Annotated in this window: 24 protein-coding genes and 1 pseudogene; 3 read left to right on the plus strand and 22 right to left on the minus strand. The window is 37.2% G+C overall.

Translation table 11 applies throughout. The annotated features are described in order from the left end of the window. Positions 1-47: 47 nt before the first annotated feature. The 16 genes from A5819_RS02500 to A5819_RS02575 form a co-directional block, all read right to left on the minus strand. Positions 48-767: a DivIVA domain-containing protein gene (locus tag A5819_RS02500; RefSeq protein ID WP_086280168.1), complete on the minus strand. Its 720-nt coding sequence runs from the start codon at positions 765-767 to the stop codon at positions 48-50. Positions 768-786: 19 nt separating this feature from the next. Next, complete coding sequence (locus tag A5819_RS02505; protein ID WP_086280165.1) at positions 787-1569, minus strand: RNA-binding protein; 783 nt, start codon at positions 1567-1569, stop codon at positions 787-789. Between the two features lie 22 nt (positions 1570-1591). Beyond that, positions 1592-1864, minus strand: coding sequence for a YggT family protein (locus A5819_RS02510; protein WP_086280162.1), 273 nt, complete (start codon positions 1862-1864; stop codon positions 1592-1594). Between the two features lie 10 nt (positions 1865-1874). After that, entirely contained in the window at positions 1875-2480 is a 606-nt protein-coding gene (locus A5819_RS02515) for a cell division protein SepF (protein WP_086280158.1), read from the minus strand. Positions 2481-2493: 13 nt separating this feature from the next. Continuing rightward, a complete protein-coding gene (locus A5819_RS02520; RefSeq protein ID WP_086280155.1) occupies positions 2494-3171 on the minus strand; it encodes a YggS family pyridoxal phosphate-dependent enzyme in 678 nt (225 codons plus the stop codon). 15 nt (positions 3172-3186) lie between these two features. Further along, entirely contained in the window at positions 3187-4443 is a 1257-nt protein-coding gene (gene ftsZ / locus A5819_RS02525; RefSeq protein ID WP_086280153.1) for a cell division protein FtsZ, read from the minus strand. A 26-nt stretch (positions 4444-4469) separates the two neighbouring features. Next, positions 4470-5792 (minus strand): cell division protein FtsA, encoded by a 1323-nt coding sequence (gene ftsA, locus A5819_RS02530; protein WP_086280150.1) that lies wholly within the window; start codon positions 5790-5792, stop codon positions 4470-4472. A gap of 161 nt (positions 5793-5953) precedes the next feature. Then, on the minus strand, positions 5954-6814 hold the full coding sequence (locus A5819_RS02535; RefSeq protein WP_254907200.1) for a cell division protein FtsQ/DivIB: 861 nt from the start codon (positions 6812-6814) through the stop codon (positions 5954-5956). Positions 6815-7006: 192 nt separating this feature from the next. Beyond that, the gene (gene murG / locus A5819_RS02540; protein ID WP_086280142.1) at positions 7007-8098 is read right to left on the minus strand and encodes an undecaprenyldiphospho-muramoylpentapeptide beta-N-acetylglucosaminyltransferase; all 1092 of its coding nucleotides are present in this window, start codon (positions 8096-8098) and stop codon (positions 7007-7009) included. A gap of 7 nt (positions 8099-8105) precedes the next feature. Next, a complete protein-coding gene (murD, locus tag A5819_RS02545) occupies positions 8106-9476 on the minus strand; it encodes a UDP-N-acetylmuramoyl-L-alanine--D-glutamate ligase (protein ID WP_086280139.1) in 1371 nt (456 codons plus the stop codon). A gap of 160 nt (positions 9477-9636) precedes the next feature. After that, positions 9637-10602: a phospho-N-acetylmuramoyl-pentapeptide-transferase gene (gene mraY, locus A5819_RS02550; protein ID WP_086280136.1), complete on the minus strand. Its 966-nt coding sequence runs from the start codon at positions 10600-10602 to the stop codon at positions 9637-9639. Between the two features lie 58 nt (positions 10603-10660). Further along, a complete protein-coding gene (locus tag A5819_RS02555) occupies positions 10661-12541 on the minus strand; it encodes a penicillin-binding protein 2 (protein ID WP_086280133.1) in 1881 nt (626 codons plus the stop codon). Further along, the gene (gene ftsL / locus A5819_RS02560; protein ID WP_086280130.1) at positions 12542-12943 is read right to left on the minus strand and encodes a cell division protein FtsL; all 402 of its coding nucleotides are present in this window, start codon (positions 12941-12943) and stop codon (positions 12542-12544) included. Positions 12944-12959: 16 nt separating this feature from the next. Continuing rightward, complete coding sequence (gene rsmH / locus A5819_RS02565) at positions 12960-13919, minus strand: 16S rRNA (cytosine(1402)-N(4))-methyltransferase RsmH (RefSeq protein ID WP_176271341.1); 960 nt, start codon at positions 13917-13919, stop codon at positions 12960-12962. Between the two features lie 13 nt (positions 13920-13932). Further along, positions 13933-14364, minus strand: coding sequence for a division/cell wall cluster transcriptional repressor MraZ (mraZ, locus tag A5819_RS02570; RefSeq protein ID WP_010762855.1), 432 nt, complete (start codon positions 14362-14364; stop codon positions 13933-13935). A 279-nt stretch (positions 14365-14643) separates the two neighbouring features. Next, positions 14644-15015 (minus strand): DUF3397 domain-containing protein, encoded by a 372-nt coding sequence (locus tag A5819_RS02575; protein ID WP_086280127.1) that lies wholly within the window; start codon positions 15013-15015, stop codon positions 14644-14646. Between the two features lie 184 nt (positions 15016-15199). Here A5819_RS02575 and A5819_RS02580 point away from each other — a divergent pair, with 184 nt between their 5' ends. Next, positions 15200-16156 carry a magnesium transporter CorA family protein gene (locus tag A5819_RS02580; RefSeq protein ID WP_086280124.1) on the plus strand — a complete coding sequence of 319 codons (957 nt, stop codon included), beginning with the start codon at positions 15200-15202 and terminating at the stop codon, positions 16154-16156. 71 nt (positions 16157-16227) lie between these two features. Then, positions 16228-16341, plus strand: coding sequence for a DUF4044 domain-containing protein (locus tag A5819_RS02585; protein WP_086280105.1), 114 nt, complete (start codon positions 16228-16230; stop codon positions 16339-16341). 144 nt (positions 16342-16485) lie between these two features. On the opposite strand, the gene recN is transcribed toward A5819_RS02585, so the two are convergent. After that, entirely contained in the window at positions 16486-18177 is a 1692-nt protein-coding gene (gene recN, locus A5819_RS02590) for a DNA repair protein RecN (RefSeq protein ID WP_086280102.1), read from the minus strand. 17 nt (positions 18178-18194) lie between these two features. Beyond that, on the minus strand, positions 18195-18644 hold the full coding sequence (locus A5819_RS02595) for an arginine repressor (protein WP_086280099.1): 450 nt from the start codon (positions 18642-18644) through the stop codon (positions 18195-18197). Positions 18645-19010: 366 nt separating this feature from the next. On the opposite strand from A5819_RS02595, the pseudogene A5819_RS02600 reads away from it, so the two are divergent. Beyond that, positions 19011-20456: pseudogene (locus A5819_RS02600) on the plus strand (NAD-dependent epimerase/dehydratase family protein); the annotation flags it as partial. A gap of 46 nt (positions 20457-20502) precedes the next feature. Here A5819_RS02600 and A5819_RS02605 read toward each other — a convergent pair. From A5819_RS02605 to xseA, 4 genes are read right to left on the minus strand one after another with little or no spacing between them, the layout of a single operon-like run. Continuing rightward, the gene (locus tag A5819_RS02605; protein WP_086280096.1) at positions 20503-21318 is read right to left on the minus strand and encodes a TlyA family RNA methyltransferase; all 816 of its coding nucleotides are present in this window, start codon (positions 21316-21318) and stop codon (positions 20503-20505) included. Between the two features lie 16 nt (positions 21319-21334). Then, positions 21335-22222 (minus strand): polyprenyl synthetase family protein, encoded by an 888-nt coding sequence (locus tag A5819_RS02610; RefSeq protein WP_086280093.1) that lies wholly within the window; start codon positions 22220-22222, stop codon positions 21335-21337. After that, positions 22222-22461 carry an exodeoxyribonuclease VII small subunit gene (locus A5819_RS02615; protein ID WP_086280090.1) on the minus strand — a complete coding sequence of 80 codons (240 nt, stop codon included), beginning with the start codon at positions 22459-22461 and terminating at the stop codon, positions 22222-22224. Before A5819_RS02615 ends, A5819_RS02610 begins: the two co-directional genes overlap by 1 nt. 4 nt (positions 22462-22465) lie before the next feature. Then, a complete protein-coding gene (gene xseA, locus A5819_RS02620) occupies positions 22466-23809 on the minus strand; it encodes an exodeoxyribonuclease VII large subunit (RefSeq protein WP_086280084.1) in 1344 nt (447 codons plus the stop codon). Positions 23810-23813: the final 4 nt, after the last annotated feature.

Consider the following 23813-nt stretch of genomic DNA (forward strand, 5'->3'; position numbering starts at 1 on the left):
CGCTAAAAGAATGGTTATTGACTTTTCTGTTCTATTTATTTACAAAATTATTTAGGATCTTTATTTAATAGATCTAACATTGCTTTTGGATCCATAGCTGCTTGTTCTAATGTTGGTTCATCCACTGTAGTTGGTTCTTCAGTTAGTGTTGTCTCAACAACTACATCATTGCTACTATCAAGTTCACCTGCTAAGACTTCTTTGATAACAGTATGTGAGTCACTTACGTAACTTGAGAATGGTTTTAATAATTCGTTCCATTCTTCACTTTTCACTTGCTCTAATTGCGCTTCTAACATTAAGCTCAAACGTTGATGGAAGACACGTGTTTTCTTCTTCAGATCATCTGTTTCAGCTGCTAATTGACGAGCACGATCAGTTGCATCTGTTAAAATTTCTTTGGCTTTTTCTTCAGCAGAAGTAATTAGATTGCTTGAACGTTTTTCAGCAGAAGAAATCATTTCATTTGCTGTATTTTCAGCAGAAGTTACGATTACCTCTGATTCTTTGTTCGCACTTGTTTTCACTTTGTCTGCAGTATCTTGAGCCACAATAATTGATTGATTCAACGCATCTTTCAATTCATTGAAATATTGTAATTTTTCTTCAGCATGTTTTAATGATTTTTCAAGCTCACGTGTTTTTTGAAGTGAATCTTCATAATCTTTTGTTACTTGATCTAAAAAATCATCGACGTCGTCTTGATTGTAACCTCTCATTTTCGTAGAGAAATTCTTATTTTGAATATCTAATGGAGTTAATGCCATATTCCTTCACCTCTTTGGATTATTTTCGTAGAACTCCCAATAACAAACGAAACTTGTCCTTTTTCGTCTTCCCCTCTAACTCTTGGATTTGAATTCGGCCAAAACCTCTAATAGACACGATATCTAGTAAGTCTACTAAGAAATCTGGTCTGATATTCTCCGTCCAATTCACTTTAACTTTTCCAGATTCGATCAACTGTTTTGATCTCTGTCTAGATATATTATATACGCTAGAGATTAAATTATCCAGACGTAGTGAACTTATTGTTGTCCGCTCATGTGACCAATCATCTTTTGGAAGAATGATCTCTGTATAGTTTCTTTTTTCTAGTCTTACTGAAATTTTCCCGATTTTCTCTACCTGAGTTATAACAAAATTTGCTACTTCTTTCGCAACAAATACTTGCCACCTATCACCATCAGAAATAATATCACCAAAATATTCACGCTTGATCCCTGTATTAACTAGGGTTCCTAGTACTTTACCGTGAGATAAGGTAGAAAATTTTACAGGATAAACAATTTCAAGTAATTCTACTTCAAAATCCTCTTCTTTTGGTTCATAGTAATCTGGAAAAATCAGACAGCGTCTCCGCTCAGCTTGTTCGTATCCACCGTAAAATTGGAACTCAAGCTCACTATTTTGCCGTATCAATGTTTCTAAAATATAAGCTTGCCTAGGATCTAAAAAGTCAGATAAATAAGGAGCATACTGACTTTCAACCTGTTCCAACCAATCTCCAACAAAATCAATAAAAGGATGCTCATCTTTTCGAAAATGTTGGTACACATTTGCGTTCACAGATAAATCATCCTTTCTTTTATTAATACATGAGTGATTGTAAAATCCGTCCCAGTGCACTAGCAGCTAAATTTAATACAATGATTGCAATCATTACGTTAAAACCTACCATGCCTATTCTCAAATTTAATCGGTCAAATATGCTTAAGTAAGGTTCACAAATTCTTGCAATCAATCGACCAAATGTAGAATCGTAGGCTCCTGGAAACCAAGATAACAATGCATAAATGATTAAAAGTCCTGAATAAATTTGAACAGCCTTATATAATAAATATATAAATAGAGCGATAATCATTACCTCCTGACTAGAAATCAAACATTTGTTTCTTCGCTAATGATTGAGCCGTTGCGCTATCAATTTCAATGTTTGATGGTGTACAAAGAAAAATTTCATCGCCTACACGTTGAATATCTCCATCTAATGCATAAACCGTTCCTGTTAGAAAATCAACAATTCTTCTTGCTTGATTTTCTTCCACTAAATGAAAATTAATCAATACAGCATCACTTGCAATAATATGTTTAGCAATATTCATTGCTTCAGAATAAACCCTCGGTTCAATAATCGTTATTTTCCCTGGTCTACTTGCGCTATGTGTATCTTGCGAACGTTTTGAACTTGAGTTATTAGAACTACGCATGGAGACAACCTTTTGTTCATTAAATGCTGTTTCCTGACGGCTTTCTTTCTTATCTTGATGCGTTTCTGTTGAACGATAACGAGCAGATGGTTTTTCGGTTAAAGGCTCAGTTGCAGTCGGTCTTTGTACCTGTGCTTGTGTTTGTCGAACCGTCTGTCTTGGTTGTTCATTCACTACCTTTTGCTCTTCATATTCATCATAATTATCATATTCATCTTCACCAGATAATCCAAAAAAGCTCGATAACGCATTTTTACTAAAAATTGACATAGATTCCCCTCCTTTACGCACCTCTGAATAATGCTGTTCCGATTCGTACAAAAGTTGCACCTTCTTCAATAGCAATCGGGAAATCGTTACTCATTCCCATGCTAAGCTCTGTACATGGTGCATATGACAGATGCTGATTATTTATTGCTGATTGCAGTTTTTTTAGCTTAGAAAATACTTCATGAAGAACTGGTTCAGAAGCATCTAACGGAGCCATAGTCATTAATCCTATGATTTTGATTTGATCAAACTCAGCTAGCTGATGGATAAAATCGAGTACTTCCTCTGATTTGAATCCATGTTTACTTTCTTCACCGGTTACGTTCACCTCAACAAAACAGGAAATTTGCTTTTCTGCTCGTTTTTGGATTTCTTGTGCTAATTTCAAACTGTCCAAAGCATGAAAATAATCTATCTTATTTATTATTGATTTTACCTTCCTACGCTGTAAATTACCAATCAAATGCCACTTAATAGATGAAAAATTTTCAAGTGCCGCTTTTTTTTCTAGTAATTTGTCGACTCGGTTCTCAGCCATATTCTCAACACCAAGTTCAGCAAGCTCCTTGGCGATCTCTTTTTCCACTGATTTAGTCACAGCAATCATTGTTACATCATTGTCTGACCGTGAAGCTTTTTGGCATGCCAGCTGAATTTCTTGATTTATTTTTTCTAAATTATCAACTAGCATGATCAAAAGTCGCTCCTATCTTTTTCTACGGAAAAATGGTGGTGTGTTTAACTCATCGTCATTGTTTTGTGATGGCTCTTCACGATGAAATGTTTCAAAATCTTTCTTTTCAACATTTTCAAATGTTGTATCTTCGACTTTAGGTCGTACGTTTTGCTCACGTCGGATATCCCAGTCACCAAAAGCGCTTGTTTCTTCTTGAGGTTGTGGTTGTGATGGAGCTGGTTTTGATTGCTCCATATCCAATACTGGTGCTTGTTGTACCGTTTGGATTTGAGTAGGTCTATGTTGACGTTGTGATTTGCGATCTTTTTTAGAAGGATCGATTCCTGTTGCAATAACTGTAACGCGAATTTCATCCCCTAAATCTTCGTTGATAGAAGTACCTAAGATAATATTTACATCACCAGTTGCTGCACTTGTTACGATATCTGATGCATCTTGTGCTTCAAATAAGGTCATGTCTAGTCCGCCAGTGATATTTAACAATACTTGTTCTGCACCATCAATAGATGTCTCTAACAATGGAGAAGAAATAGCTTTTTTAGTTGCTTCGATCACACGGTCTTCACCACTAGCAACACCAATTCCCATCAAAGCAGTTCCTTGGTTTTCCATAACTGTTTTCACATCAGCAAAATCCAAGTTAACATACCCTGGTGCTGTGATCAAATCTGAAATCCCTTGTACACCTTGACGTAAAACATTGTCTGCTTCACGGAATGCTTCTAGCATTGGTGTTTTTTTATCTACAACTTCTAATAGACGGTTATTTGAAATGATCAATAACGTATCAACGTTTTCTTTTAAAAGAGCAATTCCTTCAGCAGCAAAGCGTCCACGTTTTGGTCCTTCAAAGCTAAATGGTCTCGTAACAACACCTACTGTTAAAGCGCCTAGTTCTTTGGCGATTTTAGCAACTACAGGGGCTGCTCCAGTTCCTGTTCCGCCGCCCATACCAGCTGTGATAAAAATCATATCTGCACCTTGTAAGGCATCTGAAAGAACTTGTTCACTTTCTTCTGCTGATTTTTGACCGACTTCTGGTTGAGATCCAGCACCTAAACCACGTGTATATTTAGGTCCAAGTTGGATCACTGTTTCTGCTTTTGAGTTTTTAAGGGCTTGTACATCTGTATTGGCCGCGATAAATTCTACGCCTTTAACGTTTTCATCGATCATACGGTTAACAGCATTACCACCGCCGCCGCCTACACCGATAACTTTGATGACAGCGCCATTGTTAATGTTATTGTCTAAAGAAAATTCCATAGTATCGTTTCCTCCTGTTTTAATTGTTAGTCAAAAATGTTTGAGAAGAAGTCTTTGATCTTGCCAGTAACTTTTTCACCAGATTCATGTATTTCAGAATCATCGTAATCATCTTGTGGTGTATCTGCATAAGTATCATATTGTACTTCTTGTTGAATGGCGATTGGTTGGGATGATTTGATCTTCTCACCAGGAATCGCACCTTTTGCAATATGATAAATGTCATTTAGTTGAGCAGAATATTCTACGATACTGATCACATTTGTAAATACTGGGTTACGTAACCCCATATGATTAGGCACATATAATTTCACACTCGCATCAAAAATTTCCTGTGCTAAGTCAACCACACCTGGAAGGCTTGCGCCGCCACCAGTTAGGATCACTCCGCCTGGAAGTTCTAAAGCATCGATTTCGTCTAACACTTCTTTAGACTTTTTAAAAATTTGTTCAACTCTTGCTTCGATTACTTCTGAAAGATAACGTTCATCCACTTTTACAGGTTCTGATTTACCAATCACATCAACCGGAAATTCTTCACTAACTGATGTTCTTTCAGGATAAGCATCACCATAGTTGATTTTCAATGCTTCAGCGTTATTGAACGATGTATTCAAAACGATAGAAACATCTTTAGTGACAAATTCGCCACCTTCTTGATTCACATGTGTAAACTTCAATTGTTTATCATGCATCACAGAAGTCGTTGTTTGTCCGCCACCCATATCGATGACGATTGTTCCAAAGTCTTTTTCACCGTCTGAAAGAACTGTCTCTGTTAATGCTAACGGCATAATAACTAATTCATTCACCGTCAAGCCAGCTTTTTCAACACATTTTCTTGTATTATGGATAATTGTTTTCGGACCTGTGAAAACTACTCCGAACATTTCTAAACGAACGCCAATCATTCCTCTAGGATCTTTGATCCCTTCAAATCCATCTACCGTAAACTCTTGTGGTAAGATGGCCACGATTTGACGTTCAGGAGGAGTTGAACGAACCAGAGCTGCCGATGCTACGTTTCTTACATCTTCATCAGTGATTTCTTTTGACTCACTACTAACAGCGATCATCCCTTGACAATTTTCAACTTCAAGTAAGTTTGCTGGTAACCCCACATTCACACTTTTAATTTGAATTCCCGCTTTTTCTTCTGCTTGTCTTACTGCTCTTTGAATCGCATTTACTGTTTTATCGATATCGACAATGATCCCTCGATTTAATCCATCAGATTTTGCGTTTCCTACGCCAATGATATTCATTTGACCTTCAATAAACTCAGCCACTACAACTTTTACTGACGTTGTACCAATATCAAGGCCTACATACATTCCTGTCTTTGCCATGAATGGGGTTCCTCCTCCTATTAATTCCAATATGTATGCGGGCATAAAATGTCCTTTTACATATATATTTTTTATGAATACTCACTTCTTTCAATTTTACCATAAACATAGGCTTTTTAGAAAGCAGATTCTACTATTTTATTCTTTTATTTTTCTTAACTTTATTCTACCGCCTGTGAAGATTCTTCTACACTTTCTTCAGTCGCCTCATTATTAAAAGGATATGAGAAAATACCGACTTCCATATCGATGATTCCCGGCTTCTCCATTTGACTTGCTACCTTGCTGTAATACGCCATTTTCTCCTCTAATTGAGAGATATTTACGATCACTTCATTTGCGTCTTTCATGTGAAGATTAATCAATTCTTTGTTTGCATTAGAAGGCGCATAACGAATTTCTGAGATATTTTGCTTCAAATCCTCAGGCAGTTTATTATAAGAATTCATTAAGTTTTTAATGATCGATTGGTCTTTAAAGTTTTGAAAAACAGGCATACCACTCACAGGTGCTTTCATTTCTTCTGGTAAAATTTTTCCATTTTCTAAAATTGGATGGTAAACATTGTTAACAGATTCTAAAGCAACTACTTTATACTCATCGATTTTGATATTGAATGAATTGATTCCGTTCAATGAGATCGAGGCCTTTTTCACACGTGGTAGTTGACGCTCAATTTTTTCTTCATAAATTTTTCTGTCGCCAAATTGCTCCCACAAGCTCTTACCTTTTTCTAGCTTAGATTGCACAATGATCTTCTGGCTATCTACAGCTTCACTTCCCGTCACGCTAATATTCCCTAACTTACTAAGTGGCGAAACAAAATAGAGCACAATGACTATTGCAATCAAAAAGACGGAAACGATCAATGTCAGTCGTCGATACAGTCGTTTATTGCGCACTTCTTTTATTTTTGGTAAGCGGTCTGCAAAAGATTCGTAAGTTTTCTTTTGTTTCTCTTCTGTTTCGGGATTTTCCGAAGCAGATTCTTCTGCTACTGTTTCGTTTTCTTCCTCTTCCAACGCTGTCTCTGTTTCATCAGTTTCTTTAGAAGAATTCCATATCGGCTGATCGCCTTGTGTTTTTAAATACTCTAAATTTTCTTTTTGCCAAGGAGTCAGGTTTTGTTCATCTGGAAGTTCTACAGGATCGACCTGTGGCTCTTCTGGTCCTTTTGAAGCATCTTTTTTCTTACTAATCTTTTACACCCCCTATCAAATAATTTCTTTTACCACTTTATAAAGTCTTTCAGCAGCATCAGGAATACCTTCTTGTTTAGAAGCTGTCGCCATCGCTTGATGACGTGTTTCATCCAACAAAATCCCATCGACTTCAGTCGCTAATTTAAGACCAGTAAGTTCTTGATCAGCAATCATTTCAACCGCTCCAGATTTAACCAGACTTTGAGCATTCTTTGTTTGATGGTCATTTGTAACATACGGACTAGGAATCAAAATTGCTGGCAACCCCAACGCTGTAAATTCTGCTATAGATGTTGCTCCTGCTCGGCCAACCATCAAATCGGCAGCAGCTAAAACTTCTGCCATTTTATCAATATAAGGCCGAATGCTTATGTTTGTCAATTTCTTTTCGGAAAGATTTAATGTTTCTTGTAATTCTTTATAATATCGCTCTCCTGATGCATAAAGTACTTGGTAGTCTCTTTGTTCAAAAAGAGGCAATGCTTCAATAAATGCTTGATTGATTTTCAGAGCACCACGGCTTCCACCAAAAATGACCACAGTTTTCTTGTTAGGATCCAAGCCATATTCTTTTAGAACATCTGTCTTTTCAATCATCACAACTTCTTGTGCTCGTGGATTTCCAGTTAAAACTACTTTATCTTTAGGAAAATAGTCAGCCACATCTGGAAAGCAAATAGCAACTTTAGTTGCATACTTACTTAAAAATTTGTTTGTCATACCTGGTATACTATTTTGCTCATGCACAATCGTTGGTATTTTCAATTGTTTTGCTGCATATACAACTGAACCTGATACATAACCACCCGTTCCGATCACAACGTCTGGTTGAAAGTCTTTAATGATTTTTTTTGCTTTTCCAATACTATTGAGAAAAAGATAGACCGTTTTAATATTTTGCGGACTAAGCGAACGACGAAACCCTTGGATTTTAATCGTTTTAAACGGGATGTTGTATTTAGGTACAATTTGAATTTCCAAGCCTATTTCTGTTCCCACATACATGAATTCAGTATTTGGTTCGATTTTTTTTACATAATTAACGAAAGCCAAAGCAGGATAGATATGTCCGCCTGTTCCGCCGCCAGTTATTAATATTTTCATAATTATCTCACTTTTCTATGTCTTTTAGCTGGTGTATTGCTTGAATAAACGCTTCTCCGCGCAACTCAAAATTAGGATATTGATCCCAACTGGCACACGCAGGCGATAATAGAATAGTATCATCTTTTTCGGAAAAATCATAGGCTTCACTCACTGCTGTTTGGACATTTTCTGTTAATTGTATTGTTTGGATTCCTGCTGCGATTGCTGCTTTGTGTAATTTATCTTTTGTTTCTCCGAAAAGCACGATGGCTTTGAGCCCTTTTAATGAAGGAACTAACTCGTCAAAACTATTTCCTCGATCTAAACCGCCAGCTAATAGAATCAGTGAAGAGTGATCAAATCCACTTAAAGCCATTTCCGTTGCAAGTATATTTGTTGCTTTTGAATCATTGTAAAATTTACGTCCTGCTAATTCGCCAACATACTGTGTACGATGCGGAACTCCAGTAAAAATCATCAATGTTTGCCTAATCACTTCGTTTGAAACACCTTTTAATTTTGCCACAGCGATTGCTGCCAAGGCATTTTCAATATTGTGACTTCCTGGTACACCCAATTCATCTGCTTTCATGATTGCTTCATCTTTGTAATACAATTGTCCATCAGCAAGGTAGGCGCCAGTAACTTTTTCTTTTGTTGAAAAAGGAATAATTGCAGCTTTCGTTGTTTTGCTTAATTCTTGTAGTTCTTCTTGATTCCAGTTTAAAACGATATAATCATTTTCCTGCATATTTTCTTGAATAGCCCATTTAGCTTTTACATATTCTTCCCTTGAACCATGATAATCTAAATGTGCTTCGTAAATATTCGTGATCACAGCAATTTGTGGACGGAATGTTTTAATGCCCATCAATTGAAAACTCGATAATTCCATAATAATATCATCAGCAATACTTGCCTCTTCAGCAACTTCACTAGCTGGATAACCAATATTCCCTGCTAAACGAGCAGTTCCTGCTAAGCGATCAGCATTTAAAAGCAACCCGATCATTGTCGTTGTCGTGGTCTTACCGTTTGTTCCAGTAATACCAATGATAGGACATTCAGCAATTTGATACGCCAACTCCACTTCAGTGAGCACGGGCAAGTTCAAGCTTATAGCTTTCTCTACTAAAGGATTCGTGTAAGGAATCCCTGGATTTTTTACAATCAAAGAAAAATCTTCATCTAAAAGCTCAATTGGGTGCCCACCTGTAACAACACGAATACCCAAGGTTAATAAATCTTGGGCTTCTGGGTTTTGATCAAATTGTTTAAAGTCATTAACTGTCACAAATGCACCTAGCTCATGCAACAACTTCGCAGCACTAACACCGCTTTTAGCTAGCCCTAAAACAAGGACTTTTTTATTTTCATAATCTGTTATCTTTTTCATTCTAAATTCTCCTTATCTTTAGAAAAGCTGAAAGAAGCGGTTAACTCTGTAGAAAGTTAGGAAATTTGATATGGAACGTTTTTGGTTCCTTTTCAAATTTATCTACTTTCTAAGAGTTGCTTCTGGATGCTAGTACCACTTTAACCCTTTAATCATATCTCTAAAAAATAATCCACAATGTAATAGCTGAACAAACGGCACCTGTCAACCAGAAAACAATATCGATTTTCCATTCAGACCAGCCACACATTTCAAAATGGTGATGGATCGGCGACATTTTGAAAATTCGTTTGCCGAATAATTTAAATGATGTAACCTGTAAAATAACACTAGCTGTTTCACACACATAAACGAGACCAATCAATAGTAAGGTCCATTCTTGTCGTAAAATAATAGAAATAGCTGCTAATAATCCACCTAAAGCAAGTGAACCGACATCACCCATAAAGATTTTAGCCGGTTTTTTATTATAAGGAAAGAATCCTAATAAACCACCGATTACACTCAAACAGATGATCACAACATCAAATTGTTGTTGTTTCCATGCAATAATTGCATAAGTAGCAAATGAAATTGTCCCTAATCCTGCAACTAATCCGTCGATTCCATCCGTTAAGTTTACTGCATTTGAAAAACCAACTAACCAAAAAATGACAAATACCCCATAAAAAATCCCTAATGGCAACGTCACAACACCGAATAAATCTAGTGTATCTGACAAGCCTTCAGAACGATAAACAAAATAAAACACTAAACCGCCAATGATTTGACCGAACAATTTTTGACGAGAATTTAGACCCATATTTCTTTTTTTAAAGACTTTGATAAAATCATCTAAAAAGCCTAATAACCCATACAGTACTAAAATGAATAAAATAATCAGTAAAGACGGAGTGAGTTCTTGTTTCCATAGCCCTACTAATAATGCCGTGATAAAACTTGCAACTAGAAATACTAAACCGCCCATCGTTGGCGTGCCTGTTTTCACATTATGCCAAGTTGGACCATCTTCACGCGTTGTTTGTCCTTGCTTTTTCATTTGGAAATAACCGATAAACATCGGCATCACCGCCACTGTGATAGCAAAACTGCATACTATGGGAATAAAAATTTGTGTCCACTCCATGATATCTCTCCTAATTATTCGACTCGTATTGGTCTACCTGTTATTCTACTAAACTTATTTATTTTTCTGGTTCTGCTATTTTAGTTGATTCACTATCCATTGACTCCATAACCAATTTCATCAACGGATTGGCAATTTTTGCAAGAGCTTCTCTCGTATAAGTTTGTGGTTTTTTCATGGTTAGATACAAAATATATTCTGGATTATCAGCAGGAACCATTTCTACAACAGAGTAAGTATAATCTGTTAACCCAGCCATATAACCATTTTCTCCTGTAATTTGCGCCGTCCCAGTTTTTGCAGCTACATGGTAGCCTGGAACTTTATAAACGTCATACGCAATACCATAATTGGGATCTTCTACTGTATCGACCATGTAAGTCCGTATATCGTTAGCTGCTTGCGGAGTGATTACTGGTTGTCCCACTTTTTCAGTTTGTGTGACTTTTTCTTCCCCAGTATCTTTATCAACGATTTTACTAATATATTGTGGTTTCACCATTGAACCGTCATTCGCTATTGCTGTATAAGCTTGCATCATTTGAAAGTTTGTAACAGAAACCGCTTGTCCAAATGATGACATTGCGATATCGACCCAGTTATCTCCAGGAAGTTCCCCAGCAGATTCACCTGCTAAACCTGAATTTGTTGATTTTCCAAAACCAAATTTTTCTAAATAGCTTTTCCAAATTTGACCTGTCGGATCCATTGCCTGTTCTAATGTCAGCATCCCGACATTACTAGACCAAGAAATCGCTTGACGGAAAGTTAAAGGTCCAACTGCTCCAAAATCATGATCATTTACTGTTCGATCATCTAATTTATAACCACCCGCTGGATACGCGAATGTTGTATTTGGACTAAATTTGCCTTCCTGGATTGCTGCTGCCGCTGTAAAAAGCTTCATTGTAGAGCCTGGTTCAAATTTATCTTCGACCAATATATTCCGCCAGACAGTCTTGTCATTTAGCCCTTCTTTTGTTTCGGGATTGAAGGAAGGTCTTTGAGACATCGCTAGTATTTCACCTGTTTTGGCTTTCATCAACATTGCCGTCATATCTTCTGGTTTAAACTCTTCTACAACTGGATCTAACAGTATTTCTAACTGACTTTGAATCCGAGAATCTAGGGTTGTGTATATATCTTTTCCATCAACCGCTTTTTTTTCATTCGCCACAGTTCCTGGTAACGGATTGCCGTAGACATCTTTTTCATACTCGATCTTACCGTCTTGACCACTCAAAATATCATTATACGATTCTTCTAAACCCATTTTCCCTATGAGGCCTTTTGAATCGTCCTCTGCATCAGCTGAGTCAGTATACCCGATAAAGTGAGAAGCAAAAACACCATTCGGATAAATTCTTGCTGGATGACCTTCAAAATAAAGGCCTACTACTTTATTTTGCTTGAGCTCTTCTTCGATTTTTTGTCTCGTCTCTAAAGTGATATTTTTTCCTTTATTACCAAACTCCACTTGGAATTTGACTGTCCCATCCTCATTAACACCTTTATTGAGGAATCCTAAAGCTTCATCCTTCGTAAGCTCAGTATTTCTATCTAAAATTTCTGCTAGTGTTTGGAAATCTTTTTTCTGTGCATACAGTTTTTTGTTTTCTTCACCTAAGTATGTTTCAGACAAAATCGCATAAACAGAATAAGATGTAGCATCTTCTGCGATAACTTGTCCATTTCGATCTAAAATGGACCCTCTTTTTGCTTTGACCACACTACTGCCTTGATAAAGATTCGCTGTCTTTTCTGGCAATGAAACTCCTGCAACTTTCCCAACAGCTACTATGTACGTTAATCTAAAGGCAAATAAAAAGAACAATCCAATACTCGTAGCAAATAAAATAATGCCTACTTTTTTACGATTGTTCATTGGATTTAAGTTCTTCTTTTTGACAAAATTCTTTATTTTATTTTTTATGCTCATTTATTTCACATTCCTTATACTATCAAGGTTATCTGAAAGCCCTTTGCTTTTTGCAACGTCCCTGATGCGATCTGCTTTTGATAGTTCATTTTTTTGTTGCTCTAATTTTAAGGCAGATTCTTCTTTCTCTTGGATCGTCGCTTGCGTTTCAGTAATTTCGTTTGTCATTTGTGTAATAGAAGTACGGACTTGAATGGTGAGAACAGCTATTCCAATAATCGCTACTAATAATAAAAAGCCGATTGTCTTTTCCAAAAGTGAGATATTTCTCAACTTCCTTTTCGGAGATTGGGGTAGGTCTAGATTTCTCTGAACTTTAGGTTTCTGTTCAGCTTCTGTGACTGGCTCCTCTATTACTGGAATGTCATATTGGAAATCTTCCACTTTTTTTAACTCAGCCATGTCGTTACCCCTTTCTTTATAAGTTTAATTTAACTTTTTCGGCAATTCTTAATTTAGCACTTCGTGAACGATTATTCTCAGCCAACTCAGTCTCACCTGGTAAAATTGGCTTTCTTGTAATTACTTTCAACTCTGGTTGAAACTCTTCCGGAACTACGGGTAGTCCAGGTGGTAGATCCTGCATAGTACTATATTCTTTAAACATGCTTTTGACAATTCGATCTTCTAAAGAATGAAACGTGATCACACTGATCCGACCATTTTTATTTAATAAAGCAATAGCTTGTTCTAACGATTCTTCTACAACGCCAAGTTCATCATTTACCGCAATTCGAATGGCTTGGAAAATCCGTTTTGCTGGATGTCCACCTTTTCGCCTTGCTGGCGCTGGAATTGCTGCTTTGATGATTTCTACTAACTCACCAGTTGTTTCAATAGGAGCCTTTTCACGTACTCGCTCGATTTCTCTGGCAACTTGTTTAGAGAATTTTTCTTCTCCGTAACGAAAGAAAATCTTCACTAATTCATGATAGCTGTAATCATTGACCACATCATAAGCGGATAATGCTGCATCTTGATCCATCCGCATGTCTAGCGGTGCATCTTGGTGATAACTGAATCCGCGCTCAGCCTCATCTAACTGAGGTGAAGAGACACCTAAGTCGTACAAAATCCCATCGACTTGATCAATCCCATGATTCGCTAATTCTTCTTTTAAATGTCGAAAATTCGACTTGATAAAGGTCACCATGCCTTGATCAACATATTTTTTTAATCGTTGTGCTGCAAAATCCAATGCTTTTTGGTCTTGATCGAACGCGTACAAATGTCCTTGTTCGCTTAATTGAGAGAGTAGGTACTCGCTATGACCTGCACCGCCCAATGTGCAATCGACATAAATGCCGTCTTCTTTCACATGTAAGCCGTCAACTGTCTCTTTTAGTAAAACAGTATAGTGCTGAAACTCTTCCGTCATAATGCTCCTCTTTCTAAAAACCAAAATCAATCATTGTTTCTGCAATTTCATCAAAATTCTCTTCAGCTTCTGTAGAAAATTCTTGCCAACGGGCTTCATCCCAAATCTCGATTCGATTTGAAACACCGATGATCACACAAGCCTTCTCCAAACTGCCATGTGTTCTAAGCGCAGCAGGAATGTTGATCCTACCTTGTTTATCTATTTCACATTCAGTAGCAGCCGAATAAAAAAAGCGGACAAACGTACGGGCATCCTTTTTGGCCAGAGGCATTTCTTTTAACTTTTCCTCTAATTGTTCCCATTCGGACATCGGATAACCAAATAAACAGCCATCCATCCCTCTTGTTACCACAAACTTCTCACCTAATTGGTCACGAAATTTAGCTGGTACGATGAGTCGGCCTTTGGCATCTATATTATGTTGAAATTCACCCATAAACATAGCCAATATTCCCCACTTTTCCACTTGATAGAAATAGTCTACCACATCCCGCCACTTTCTACCACCAAAAACAGTGAATCTTCCCTCATTTAATGGTTATTTAAAAAGTTTGTAATATTTCAATATGTTCCCACATTTTAAAAAAAAGCGGTATCAACAGCTATGTAATCGCTTTTTAAAGGAATTTCCCTACGTGTTTTTATGTTTGATTTCTCATAAAAATATTACAAACAAAATAGGTGGGGAGTAGTGGGGAGTATCCGCCCACCTATTTTGTTTTTATGAAAAGTAATGGATGATATTTAACAAAACAAGTACGCCATATAAAATTAAACTCAGTAGAAATACTAAGCGCCAAAACATTTTAAAATATCTACCATAGAGGATCTCACCATAATAGTATGCTTGAAAAACAGCAACACAAATACCTAATAGTAAAACTGAGATAACCATATAAGGCACGATCGATTGTCCATAACTATCTTTTGACAATTCATTTAATCCTATAAACAAAAATGGAATTGAAATATCCGGCGCTTTTACTTTAAAACGTTCTGTAAGCGAGAATGTTGAAATAATAAAATTGCACGCAAATAAGACAATAACTGGAAAAACATACCAAAAGAGCATAATGACTGAAAACGACACCATTTCTTAACAATTCCTTTCGTAACACACTTTATTAACTATACTTTATTTTCTTTACACAGATGTTTCATTTCGTTTAAAACTTCGTGCCTAAATAATACTATTTTCCAAGGGCTTTATTCCCCAAAAATAAGCCAACTCCATTATAATAGAGTGAAATAGATTCTTAAAAAAATGAGGTGACCTTTTGATCAACTATTTAAAAATAGAAAACGGATTATTTACCCCATCTAAAACCGATACAGACGACACAATCTGGTTGGCTGTTGAACAACCGACGGAAGAAGAGATTGCACACTTAGTCACAACTTACAAACTCCCTAAAGATTATATCACAGGTGTCTTGGATGATGACGAAAATTCTCGTTTTGAGGGGCTTCATCAAAACGTCTTGGAAGAACCAGCCTTGATGCTTGTTCAATATCCTCACGCTACAATCAGCCCAAGCGGATACACGCAATTAAATACATTTCCGTTTGGCATTATTTTAACCACAGACGGAAAAGTGATCACAGTAATCAATAATTCAGCGGATTTCTTAAAAAAAGCTCTTTCCACCCCAGTCCCGGATATCGAACTGCCAATTCAAGAAACCTTAATATTATATTTAACTTGGCATATTTCAACTTGTTACAATCGTTTTTTAAAAGAATTGATTAAAGAAACCAATAAGCTAGAAGGAGAATTAAAAGTTTCCACCGAAAATAGCCAACTTTACCAAATCATGGATATCCAAAAAAGTTTAGTTTATTTTGAATCTGCCATCAATTCTAATTTAGAAGTCTTGAATATGCTTTACAGTGCTAGTATTTTTAAAGATCCTAGAGCACATCTACCACGACTTCATGATATTCTGGTTGAAACAAAACAAGCAGCGACCACAACTAAAATCCAACTGAAACTTGTGGATAAAATTAGCGACACCTTTTCAGCAATCGTTTCAAATAATTTGAATAATGTCATGAAAATTTTGACTTCGTTAACGATCGTCTTGACGATCCCTACGATCATTGGTGGAATCTTTGGTATGAATGTTAAACTCCCCTTTGCCAATCGAGAAGATGCCTTTTTCTGGATTTTCATTATAACAACAGGAACCTGTATCTTTGTGATTCGACGGCTAAAAAAACGAAACCTTTTGTAAAATTTCTAGTTGCTGATTTTAGTAAAACGATGTAAACTAGAGAAAGTAAAAAATAAGGATGTGTATAATCAATGAACGATAAAAAGACAAGTACTTTTTCTAAAGTCACTAAAATCGTTGTTTGGTTGATGCTAATTGCCATTGCTGGCTCAACAATTTTGACAGCTATCATGAGTTTACGATAATCAACTAAATAAACAGCAGAGAAGAAAGATTGATGTTAAACATCGTTTTTCTTCTCTATTTTTTTATTCATTTTCACGTAACAAAACTCTCGATTGACCGCTATTTAACAGCAAGCCTCATCAAGAGTCAATTTGTTCACTTTGTTAATGTCTGCGTTCATTCTCCGCCATGTTCAATAGTTCTTTTGCATGCTCTGTTGTTAATTTCGTAATCTCACTTCCAGAAAGCATACGCGCAATTTCTGCTACGCGTTCATTTTGTTTTAGCCTGCTAACTTTCGTCTCTGTTCGCTCGCCAATGATTTCTTTTTCAATAAAATATTGATAATCTGCTACCGCTGCGACTTGAGGAAGATGCGTAATACATAGTACTTGAGAGTTTTTGGAGATTTGATAAATTTTATCTGCAATCGCTTGTGCAACGCGGCCGCTCACTCCTGTATCAACCTCATCAAAAACGATACTAGTGATGCCTTGTGATTTAGAGAAGATTGTTTTCAACGCCAACATCACTCGAGAAAGTTCCCCGCCAGATGCCACTCTAACTAGAGGTTTCAGCGGTTCACCTGGGTTTGTTGTGATATAAAATTCAACTTGATCTAAACCTTCTTCAGTAAATTGTTCTTGTGCTAATTCAGTAAAACGAATATCAAACACTGTTCGTTCCATATACAACTCTTTTAATTCCCGTAAAATATTTTTTTCCAGTTTTTTCGCAATTTTTTTTCGGATATCTCGTAGCTTCAAACCGTTTTCGACCACTTGATTCCGCTTTTCGATCAGCAACGTTTCCAGTTCACCAGTCCGTCCTTCCAAGAAATCAGCATCGGCTAGTTCACGAGTGATTTCTTGATAATAGTCTAAAATAGATTCAATAGATTCTCCGTATTTTCTTTTCATTTGTCGAATCAATTCCAACCTTGTTTCCACATCATTTAGTCGATTTTCATCTAACTCTAAACTATCAATATGTCTTGACAAATCGCCGCTGGCTTCTTGTAAAAGGTAATAACTATTTTGAACAGCTTCTGATATTGCCTTGTATTCTGGATCTAGCGTCTCGATTGATAACAGCTCATTCATAGCATATCCGATTTTATCTAAACTACTGTCACTATCTCCATTGATTGCACTATAGCTTGTCGCTAAGGCATCAGCGATTTTCTGAAAATTTCCCAGCTTGTTGCGTTCTTCAATCAATTGTTCTTCTTCACCCAAAACGAGTTCAGCCGCCGCAATTTCATCACTTTGGAATTGCAACATATCCATACGCTGAGCAAATTCTTTTTCATTTTTTTGACGATTCCTGACTTTCTTTTCGATCATGCGGTATTCCGAATAGCTTTCTTCATACTGCTCTTTTATTTTTAGTAACTCTTTCCCACCAAAATCATCTAACATGCCTAGGTGTTTCTCACTTTTCATTAGTTCTTGGTGTTCGTTTTGACCATGGATGTCAACTAAAAATTCACCGACTTTACGTAAATTCGCAATATTAATGATCCGACCATTAACTCGGCAAACATTTTTTCCTGAAGTTGATATATCACGTTGAATCACGATCGACTCTTCATCTGTTTCGATCCCTAATTCATCTAAAAGAGCAATCAATTCTTGGTTTTTAGGCATCGTAAACAACCCTTCCAACGTGCACTTAGAAGCACCTTGACGGATATAATCACTTGATCCTCGACCACCTGTCAGCAATCCCATTGCATCAATTATGATTGATTTACCTGCTCCGGTTTCCCCTGTTAAAACCGTCATACCCATCTGAAATTCTAATTGCAGCGAAGATATGATTGCAAAATTCTTTACAGAAAGTTCTTGCAGCATTTTTATTCACCTCCGTTTTATAAATATCGGAAAAATTCATTTTTTAAAAACTCAGCATCTTTTTCAGTTCTAGCAATAATCAACACACTGTCATCATCGTTGATTGCCGCAAAAACGATTTCTTTGTAATGCTTTTCGATTAGGTTAGAAGATGCTGCAGCATTCCCTGGTATAGTACGCAAAATAACCTGCTTTTCCATTTGATCAACTGAAACAAATGCATCTTTCATCAATTTTTCCAACTTTATCGATGTATCTTCTTTAGTTTCAGCTGGAATACTATAACGATAACCACCATCTATCGAAGGCACTTTAATCAATTTCATTTCCTTAATATCACGAGAAATCGTTGCCTGAGTCACTTCTATGCCTTTTTCTTCCAGATATGTAACAAAATCTTCTTGTTTTTGGATATTTTTATCAGCTAATAAACGAGTAATCAGACGATGCCGATCTTTTTTCCTCATAATAATATGCCCCTTTTTCGATTGATTTCCATTTTATCATAGCGTATTTTTATTCATTTTGAAAGTCTAAAAGCTAAGAAAACAACATCCTCACATGCACTCTTCACCTTAATGCTAAATAAAAAATCGACTGAAAGCAAATTACCTAGGACTTATCTACATCTAAGGCACTTCCAACACTTAAAGAAACGCTTAAACTCCCCCAGTAAAAATAGTTCAGCTATTGACAAACGCAAACAGAAACCGCTAACATTAAAAATAGATTAAAGAGAGGAAGCGAGTTTTATGAAGAAAAAAAGAGTGTTTGTTACGGGTACAACAGGAACAATGGGTGGCGAAACTATGAAATAACTTTTAAATCGATCAGAACGTTTTCAAGTCGTCACCCTTGCAAGAGATTCAGAAAAAAACCGTACATTTATGCAACAGTATATTGATAATCCTGATTTGGAAGTTCATTGGGGCGACTTAGTAAACTATGATGACGTCCTAAAATGTGTCGCTGGCTGCGATTTTGTTATCCATTGTGCCGCTTTCGTCTCGCCTTCAGCTGATCGCTATCCGGCTGAAGCAATGAAAATCAATTATGGCGGAACACTCAATTTAATTCAAGCAATTTTAGCTCAACCAAACAAAGATGACATTAAATTAGTGAATATCGGAACAGTAGCGGAAACTGGCGATAGAATGGCCCCTATTCATTGGGGACGTGTTGGCGATCCCTTAAAACCTAGCGTTCATGATTATTACGCTGTTTCAAAAATCGCTGCTGAACGTGCTGTTATCGAATCCGGAATCAAGTATTGGGTATCTTTGCGTCAGACTGGGATCATGTCGATCAAAGAATTCAGTTTAAATGAAGGAATCGCTTTCCATCAGCCTTTAAACAATGTCTTGGAGTGGGTCACCGATCACGATTCAGGTGTCCTTTGCGCTAACGCCTGTGAAGATTGGGTCGATACTGACTTTTGGGGACATGTTTACAATATCGGTGGTGGTGAGGATTGTCGAAATACAAGCTATGAGTTGATGTCAGCCATGATGAAGGAAATCGGCGTTAAACAGTTTAAAGAAGTTTGCGAGCCTAATTGGTATGCTACCCATAATTTTCACGGTCAATGGTATTTAGATTCCGATAAATTAAATGACTTCCTACATTTCCGTTCTCAAACAACAAAAGACTTTGTTCGTTACTATGGAAAAGTTATGCGAGAGCAAGCTGCTCAGCAAACACCTGAAAACACGCCCGTTATGAATAGCAATCAACTTGCTGCCATGTTAAAACAAACAAATGAACAAGTTGCATTAACAGATACAGGAACCTTGCATTGGCTGATCCATAATCAAGAAGAACAAGTGGATCCATTCTTTATCTCAAAAGAGCAGTGGGCTAAAATTCCTGGTTGGGATCGTTTTGTTCTATATCGACCAGAAGGAGAAGCTATTTGGTTGGATCATGGTTATGATGAATCAAAACCTAAAACAGAATTATCTTTAGCTGATTTACAGCAGGCTGCAAAGTTTAGAGGCGGAGAATGTTTGTCAGAATCAATGACAGCTGGTGATTGGACGACTAAATTAGACTTTACATGCCATTTAGGCCACCATTTTTCAGCCAGTCCAAGTTTGGTTTTAGAAGGTGGGCATTGGTGCGATGAATGTGAAAGAAGTAGCTGGAATTATCACGAACTAGCAAAGCAGAGTCCTTTCTTTGCTCAAGTTTGGTACCCTCTTCACGATAAATCTGAGCAAACACATGAGTATAAAAAATATGTAAAAGATACTGATATAACAGCTACTTCTAAATTTTAGATAAGAAAACTCTGGCACACGATAGAGATTCGTTGCCAGAGTCTTTTTATTTTTTCAATTGCTGATGTGCGGTCGCAACAACTTCTTCGATATTTACAGTATCTTCAACGACCCCTTCACCTTCTACCGAAGTCAAATAAGCTAAAAACTCGATATTTCCTTCTCCACCAGTAATCGGCGAGAAATCCAATCCACTGATAGTATACCCGTGCTTTTGAGCAAACGAAAGAATTTCATTTAAAACAAATGTATGGGTTTCTGGTTCACGAACGATCCCTTTTTTCCCAACTAACTCTTTACCTGCCTCAAACTGAGGTTTGATCAGTGCAACTACCTTACCGCCTGGTTTCAAGATTTTGTGCAATGGAGGTAAAATCAATTTAAGCGAAATAAATGATACATCAATGGTTGCGATATCCGGCACACCTTCATTGAAATCTTCTGGTGTACTATAGCGGAAATTTGTCCGTTCCATAACCACCACTCGTTCATCCTGACGAATTTTCCAAGCCAACTGATTATAGCCGACATCTAGTGCATAGCTCAAACGAGCACCATTTTGTAATGCTACATCAGTAAAGCCACCTGTTGAAGAACCGATATCTAACATCGTTTTGCCCGATACATCTAATTCAAACACCTCTAAGGCTTTCTCCAATTTCAAACCACCACGAGAAACATACTGCAATGTCTGCCCTTTTACTTGAAGCGGTGTTTCGATCAAGATTTTTTCACCTGGTTTGTCTAATCGCTCATTTTTATCGTTATAAACCAATCCGGCCATCACTGCCCGTTTGGCTTTTTCTCTTGTTTCAAATAATCCTTGAGTAAACGCTAAGATATCTACGCGCTCTTTCTTCATAAGTGCCTTCTTTCTATCATAAACGCAATTGTTCTACTAGTTCTTGTAATAATTCTGAATGAAATTCTGAGCTTGTTTGCCTGATTAACTCTAAAATATCGCTTCCCATTGACAATTGCTCTTTCAAGGCTTCTTTTGCACCTGCTAATCCAAGTAGACTAGGATAAGTGCTTTTGTTTAAAGCTTCATCCCGTCCAACCTGTTTACCTAACGCTTCTTCTGAACTCGTAGCATCTAACAGATCATCTTTGATCTGAAATGCTAACCCTAAATGCTGGGCAAAAACACCTAACAAATCGACAACTTCTTCCGGTTGATTTGCTAGGATTCCACCTGCTAAAAGAGCAAACTCAATCAAAGCACCTGTTTTCTTTTCGTGAACTGCTGCCAACTCGCTTAATGTTAATAAACGATCCTCGCCTTGCAAATCACCCGCTTGTCCAGCAACCATTCCTTGTGTGCCTGAAGCTTTGCTTAATAGTTGGATCAACAGGACTTTCTGATTCGCTTCTATTTGGCTAAGAGCTAATAATTGAAATGCTGCAGTAAGCAAACCATCACCTGCTAAAATTGCATGGGCTTCGCCAAATACTTTATGATTCGTTGGCTTGCCTCGCCTCAGATCATCATCATCCATTGCCGGCAAATCATCATGGATCAACGAATAAGTATGAACCATTTCCAGCGCTGCACCAACTTGATAATCGTGGGTTTGTGCTTCTTTGTTAAATGAACGGAGAACTGCTAAAACAAGCAACGGGCGAAATCGTTTGCCACCGGCTCTAATTGAATACAACATAGCCTCTTTTAAGCGTTCATTTGCAGTGTAATCATCGATAAAGTTTTCCATTTCTTTTTCAATAAGCGGTAAACTCTGCTTACGAAAATCAGTGAAAGCCTCCATCAATTTTCCTCACTTTCTTCAAAGGCAACTTCCTCATTATTTTCAGTCATCACTTTCGTTAATGTCTTTTCAGCTTTTTCCAAAGTATCTTGACACTGTTTACTTAAAACCATCCCTTCTTGAAAAGCGGCTAACGCCTCCTCTAAAGGTACATCGCCACGCTCTAGACGTTGAACGATTTCTTCTAACTCAGTTAATGATTCTTCAAATGTTTTTTCGACTGCTTTTTCTTTAGCCATCTTTTTACTCCTCTTCAGCAGGTATTATTTTTTCAATCACCGTATCTACAATACCATCTACATAATGGATTTGAATTTTTTCTTTTGTCTTCAGTTCATTGACGGACTTCACTACTTGTTGTTCTTTCGTTGTATAACTATAGCCTCGACCCATGATTTTTAACGGACTTAGCAAATCCAGTTGTTGTACAGCAGAAGTAAATTGTTTTTCTTTATCTTTCATGTATTGTTCCATACGATCATGAAGTGTTTTACTCAAAAACGTTAGTTGCTGCTGTCCTTCTCTGATTTGCCCCTGAGGTGTTTGCTGTTTGAACTGCGCAATGATTTCTTGAGCTATCCGTTGTTTTTGATGATAAACGGTTTCCATTGATTGCGTCAAGCGCTGCGTAATCCGATCCAGTTTAATTGTTTGCCCTTCATATAGACGATCAGGCTGTTTGAATACATATGAATTTTTCAAACGTTGGTAACGCTCATTTTTTTGTTGTAGTTGGTAAAGGAAACTTTGTTCTAAACGTGTTTGCCGTTCTTTAATTTTCAGTAGTTCTTCGTTTAAAACAGGTACTGCCAACTCTGCTGCTGCAGTTGGCGTTGCAGCTCTTACATCTGCGACCATATCAGCAATCGTCACGTCAGTTTCATGACCGACTGAAGAAATGATCGGTGTTTGTGCCTGATAAATCGCTCTGGCAACTCGTTCCTCATTAAATGGCCACAGGTCTTCAATCGAACCACCACCTCGTCCAATGATCATCGTATCAAAATTCCCGAGCTCTTCTACACGCTGAATATTGCGGACAATATCATCTGCTGCTTTATCACCTTGAACTAAGGTTGGAAACAAAACAAGTTGAGCGATCGGGTATCTTCGTTTGACTGTGGTAATAATGTCTCGGATAACGGCACCACTAGGGCTAGTAATAACTGCAATCCGTTTAGGATAGCGCGGCAGTATTTTTTTAGGTCCCTCAAATAAGCCTTCTTTCCCTAACTTCTCACGTAATTCAGCTAACGCTTGGTACAGCGCACCAACTCCGTCTGGCTCCATGTGTTCTACATAAATTTGATATGAACCGCCGCTTTCATATAACGAGATCCGACCAACTAGCAATACTTTCATACCTTCTTTGGGTTGGAATTTCAATTTTTGAAACGCTGATTTAAACATGATCGCAGAGATTTTTGCACCGTCATCTTTGATACTAAAATATTGATGAGCATTTGGCCGCATTCGAAAGTTAGAAATCTCACCCGTTAAATAAACCCGTTCCAAGTATGGATCAGCATCAAATTTACGTTTTAGATATTTGGTTAAAGCTGTCACTGTTAAATATTGCTGCTCCATCTTC

This window comes from Enterococcus sp. 7E2_DIV0204 (assembly GCF_002140855.1).
GTDB classification, from domain to species: Bacteria; Bacillota; Bacilli; order Lactobacillales; family Enterococcaceae; genus Enterococcus_L; species Enterococcus_L lemimoniae.

Excerpts from the sequence above, each read along its gene's own strand:
- A5819_RS02515 (WP_086280158.1), bottom strand. The coding sequence starts at position 2,480 with ATGTCAATTTTTAGTAAAAATGCGTTATCGAGCTTTTTTGGATTATCT.
- A5819_RS02510 (WP_086280162.1), bottom strand. The coding sequence starts at position 1,864 with ATGATTATCGCTCTATTTATATATTTATTATATAAGGCTGTTCAAATT.
- murD (WP_086280139.1), bottom strand. The coding sequence starts at position 9,476 with ATGAAAAAGATAACAGATTATGAAAATAAAAAAGTCCTTGTTTTAGGG.
- mraY (WP_086280136.1), bottom strand. The coding sequence starts at position 10,602 with ATGGAGTGGACACAAATTTTTATTCCCATAGTATGCAGTTTTGCTATC.
- xseA (WP_086280084.1), bottom strand. The coding sequence starts at position 23,809 with ATGGAGCAGCAATATTTAACAGTGACAGCTTTAACCAAATATCTAAAA.
- A5819_RS02575 (WP_086280127.1), bottom strand. The coding sequence starts at position 15,015 with ATGGTGTCGTTTTCAGTCATTATGCTCTTTTGGTATGTTTTTCCAGTT.
- mraZ (WP_010762855.1), bottom strand. The coding sequence starts at position 14,364 with ATGTTTATGGGTGAATTTCAACATAATATAGATGCCAAAGGCCGACTC.
- rsmH (WP_176271341.1), bottom strand. The coding sequence starts at position 13,919 with ATGACGGAAGAGTTTCAGCACTATACTGTTTTACTAAAAGAGACAGTT.
- ftsL (WP_086280130.1), bottom strand. The coding sequence starts at position 12,943 with ATGGCTGAGTTAAAAAAAGTGGAAGATTTCCAATATGACATTCCAGTA.
- murG (WP_086280142.1), bottom strand. The coding sequence starts at position 8,098 with ATGAAAATATTAATAACTGGCGGCGGAACAGGCGGACATATCTATCCT.
- A5819_RS02595 (WP_086280099.1), bottom strand. The coding sequence starts at position 18,644 with ATGAGGAAAAAAGATCGGCATCGTCTGATTACTCGTTTATTAGCTGAT.
- A5819_RS02520 (WP_086280155.1), bottom strand. The coding sequence starts at position 3,171 with ATGCTAGTTGATAATTTAGAAAAAATAAATCAAGAAATTCAGCTGGCA.
- A5819_RS02585 (WP_086280105.1), top strand. The coding sequence starts at position 16,228 with ATGAACGATAAAAAGACAAGTACTTTTTCTAAAGTCACTAAAATCGTT.
- A5819_RS02610 (WP_086280093.1), bottom strand. The coding sequence starts at position 22,222 with ATGGAGGCTTTCACTGATTTTCGTAAGCAGAGTTTACCGCTTATTGAA.
- A5819_RS02500 (WP_086280168.1), bottom strand. The coding sequence starts at position 767 with ATGGCATTAACTCCATTAGATATTCAAAATAAGAATTTCTCTACGAAA.
- A5819_RS02605 (WP_086280096.1), bottom strand. The coding sequence starts at position 21,318 with ATGAAGAAAGAGCGCGTAGATATCTTAGCGTTTACTCAAGGATTATTT.
- ftsZ (WP_086280153.1), bottom strand. The coding sequence starts at position 4,443 with ATGGAATTTTCTTTAGACAATAACATTAACAATGGCGCTGTCATCAAA.
- A5819_RS02555 (WP_086280133.1), bottom strand. The coding sequence starts at position 12,541 with ATGAGCATAAAAAATAAAATAAAGAATTTTGTCAAAAAGAAGAACTTA.
- ftsA (WP_086280150.1), bottom strand. The coding sequence starts at position 5,792 with ATGGCAAAGACAGGAATGTATGTAGGCCTTGATATTGGTACAACGTCA.
- A5819_RS02615 (WP_086280090.1), bottom strand. The coding sequence starts at position 22,461 with ATGGCTAAAGAAAAAGCAGTCGAAAAAACATTTGAAGAATCATTAACT.
- recN (WP_086280102.1), bottom strand. The coding sequence starts at position 18,177 with ATGCTGCAAGAACTTTCTGTAAAGAATTTTGCAATCATATCTTCGCTG.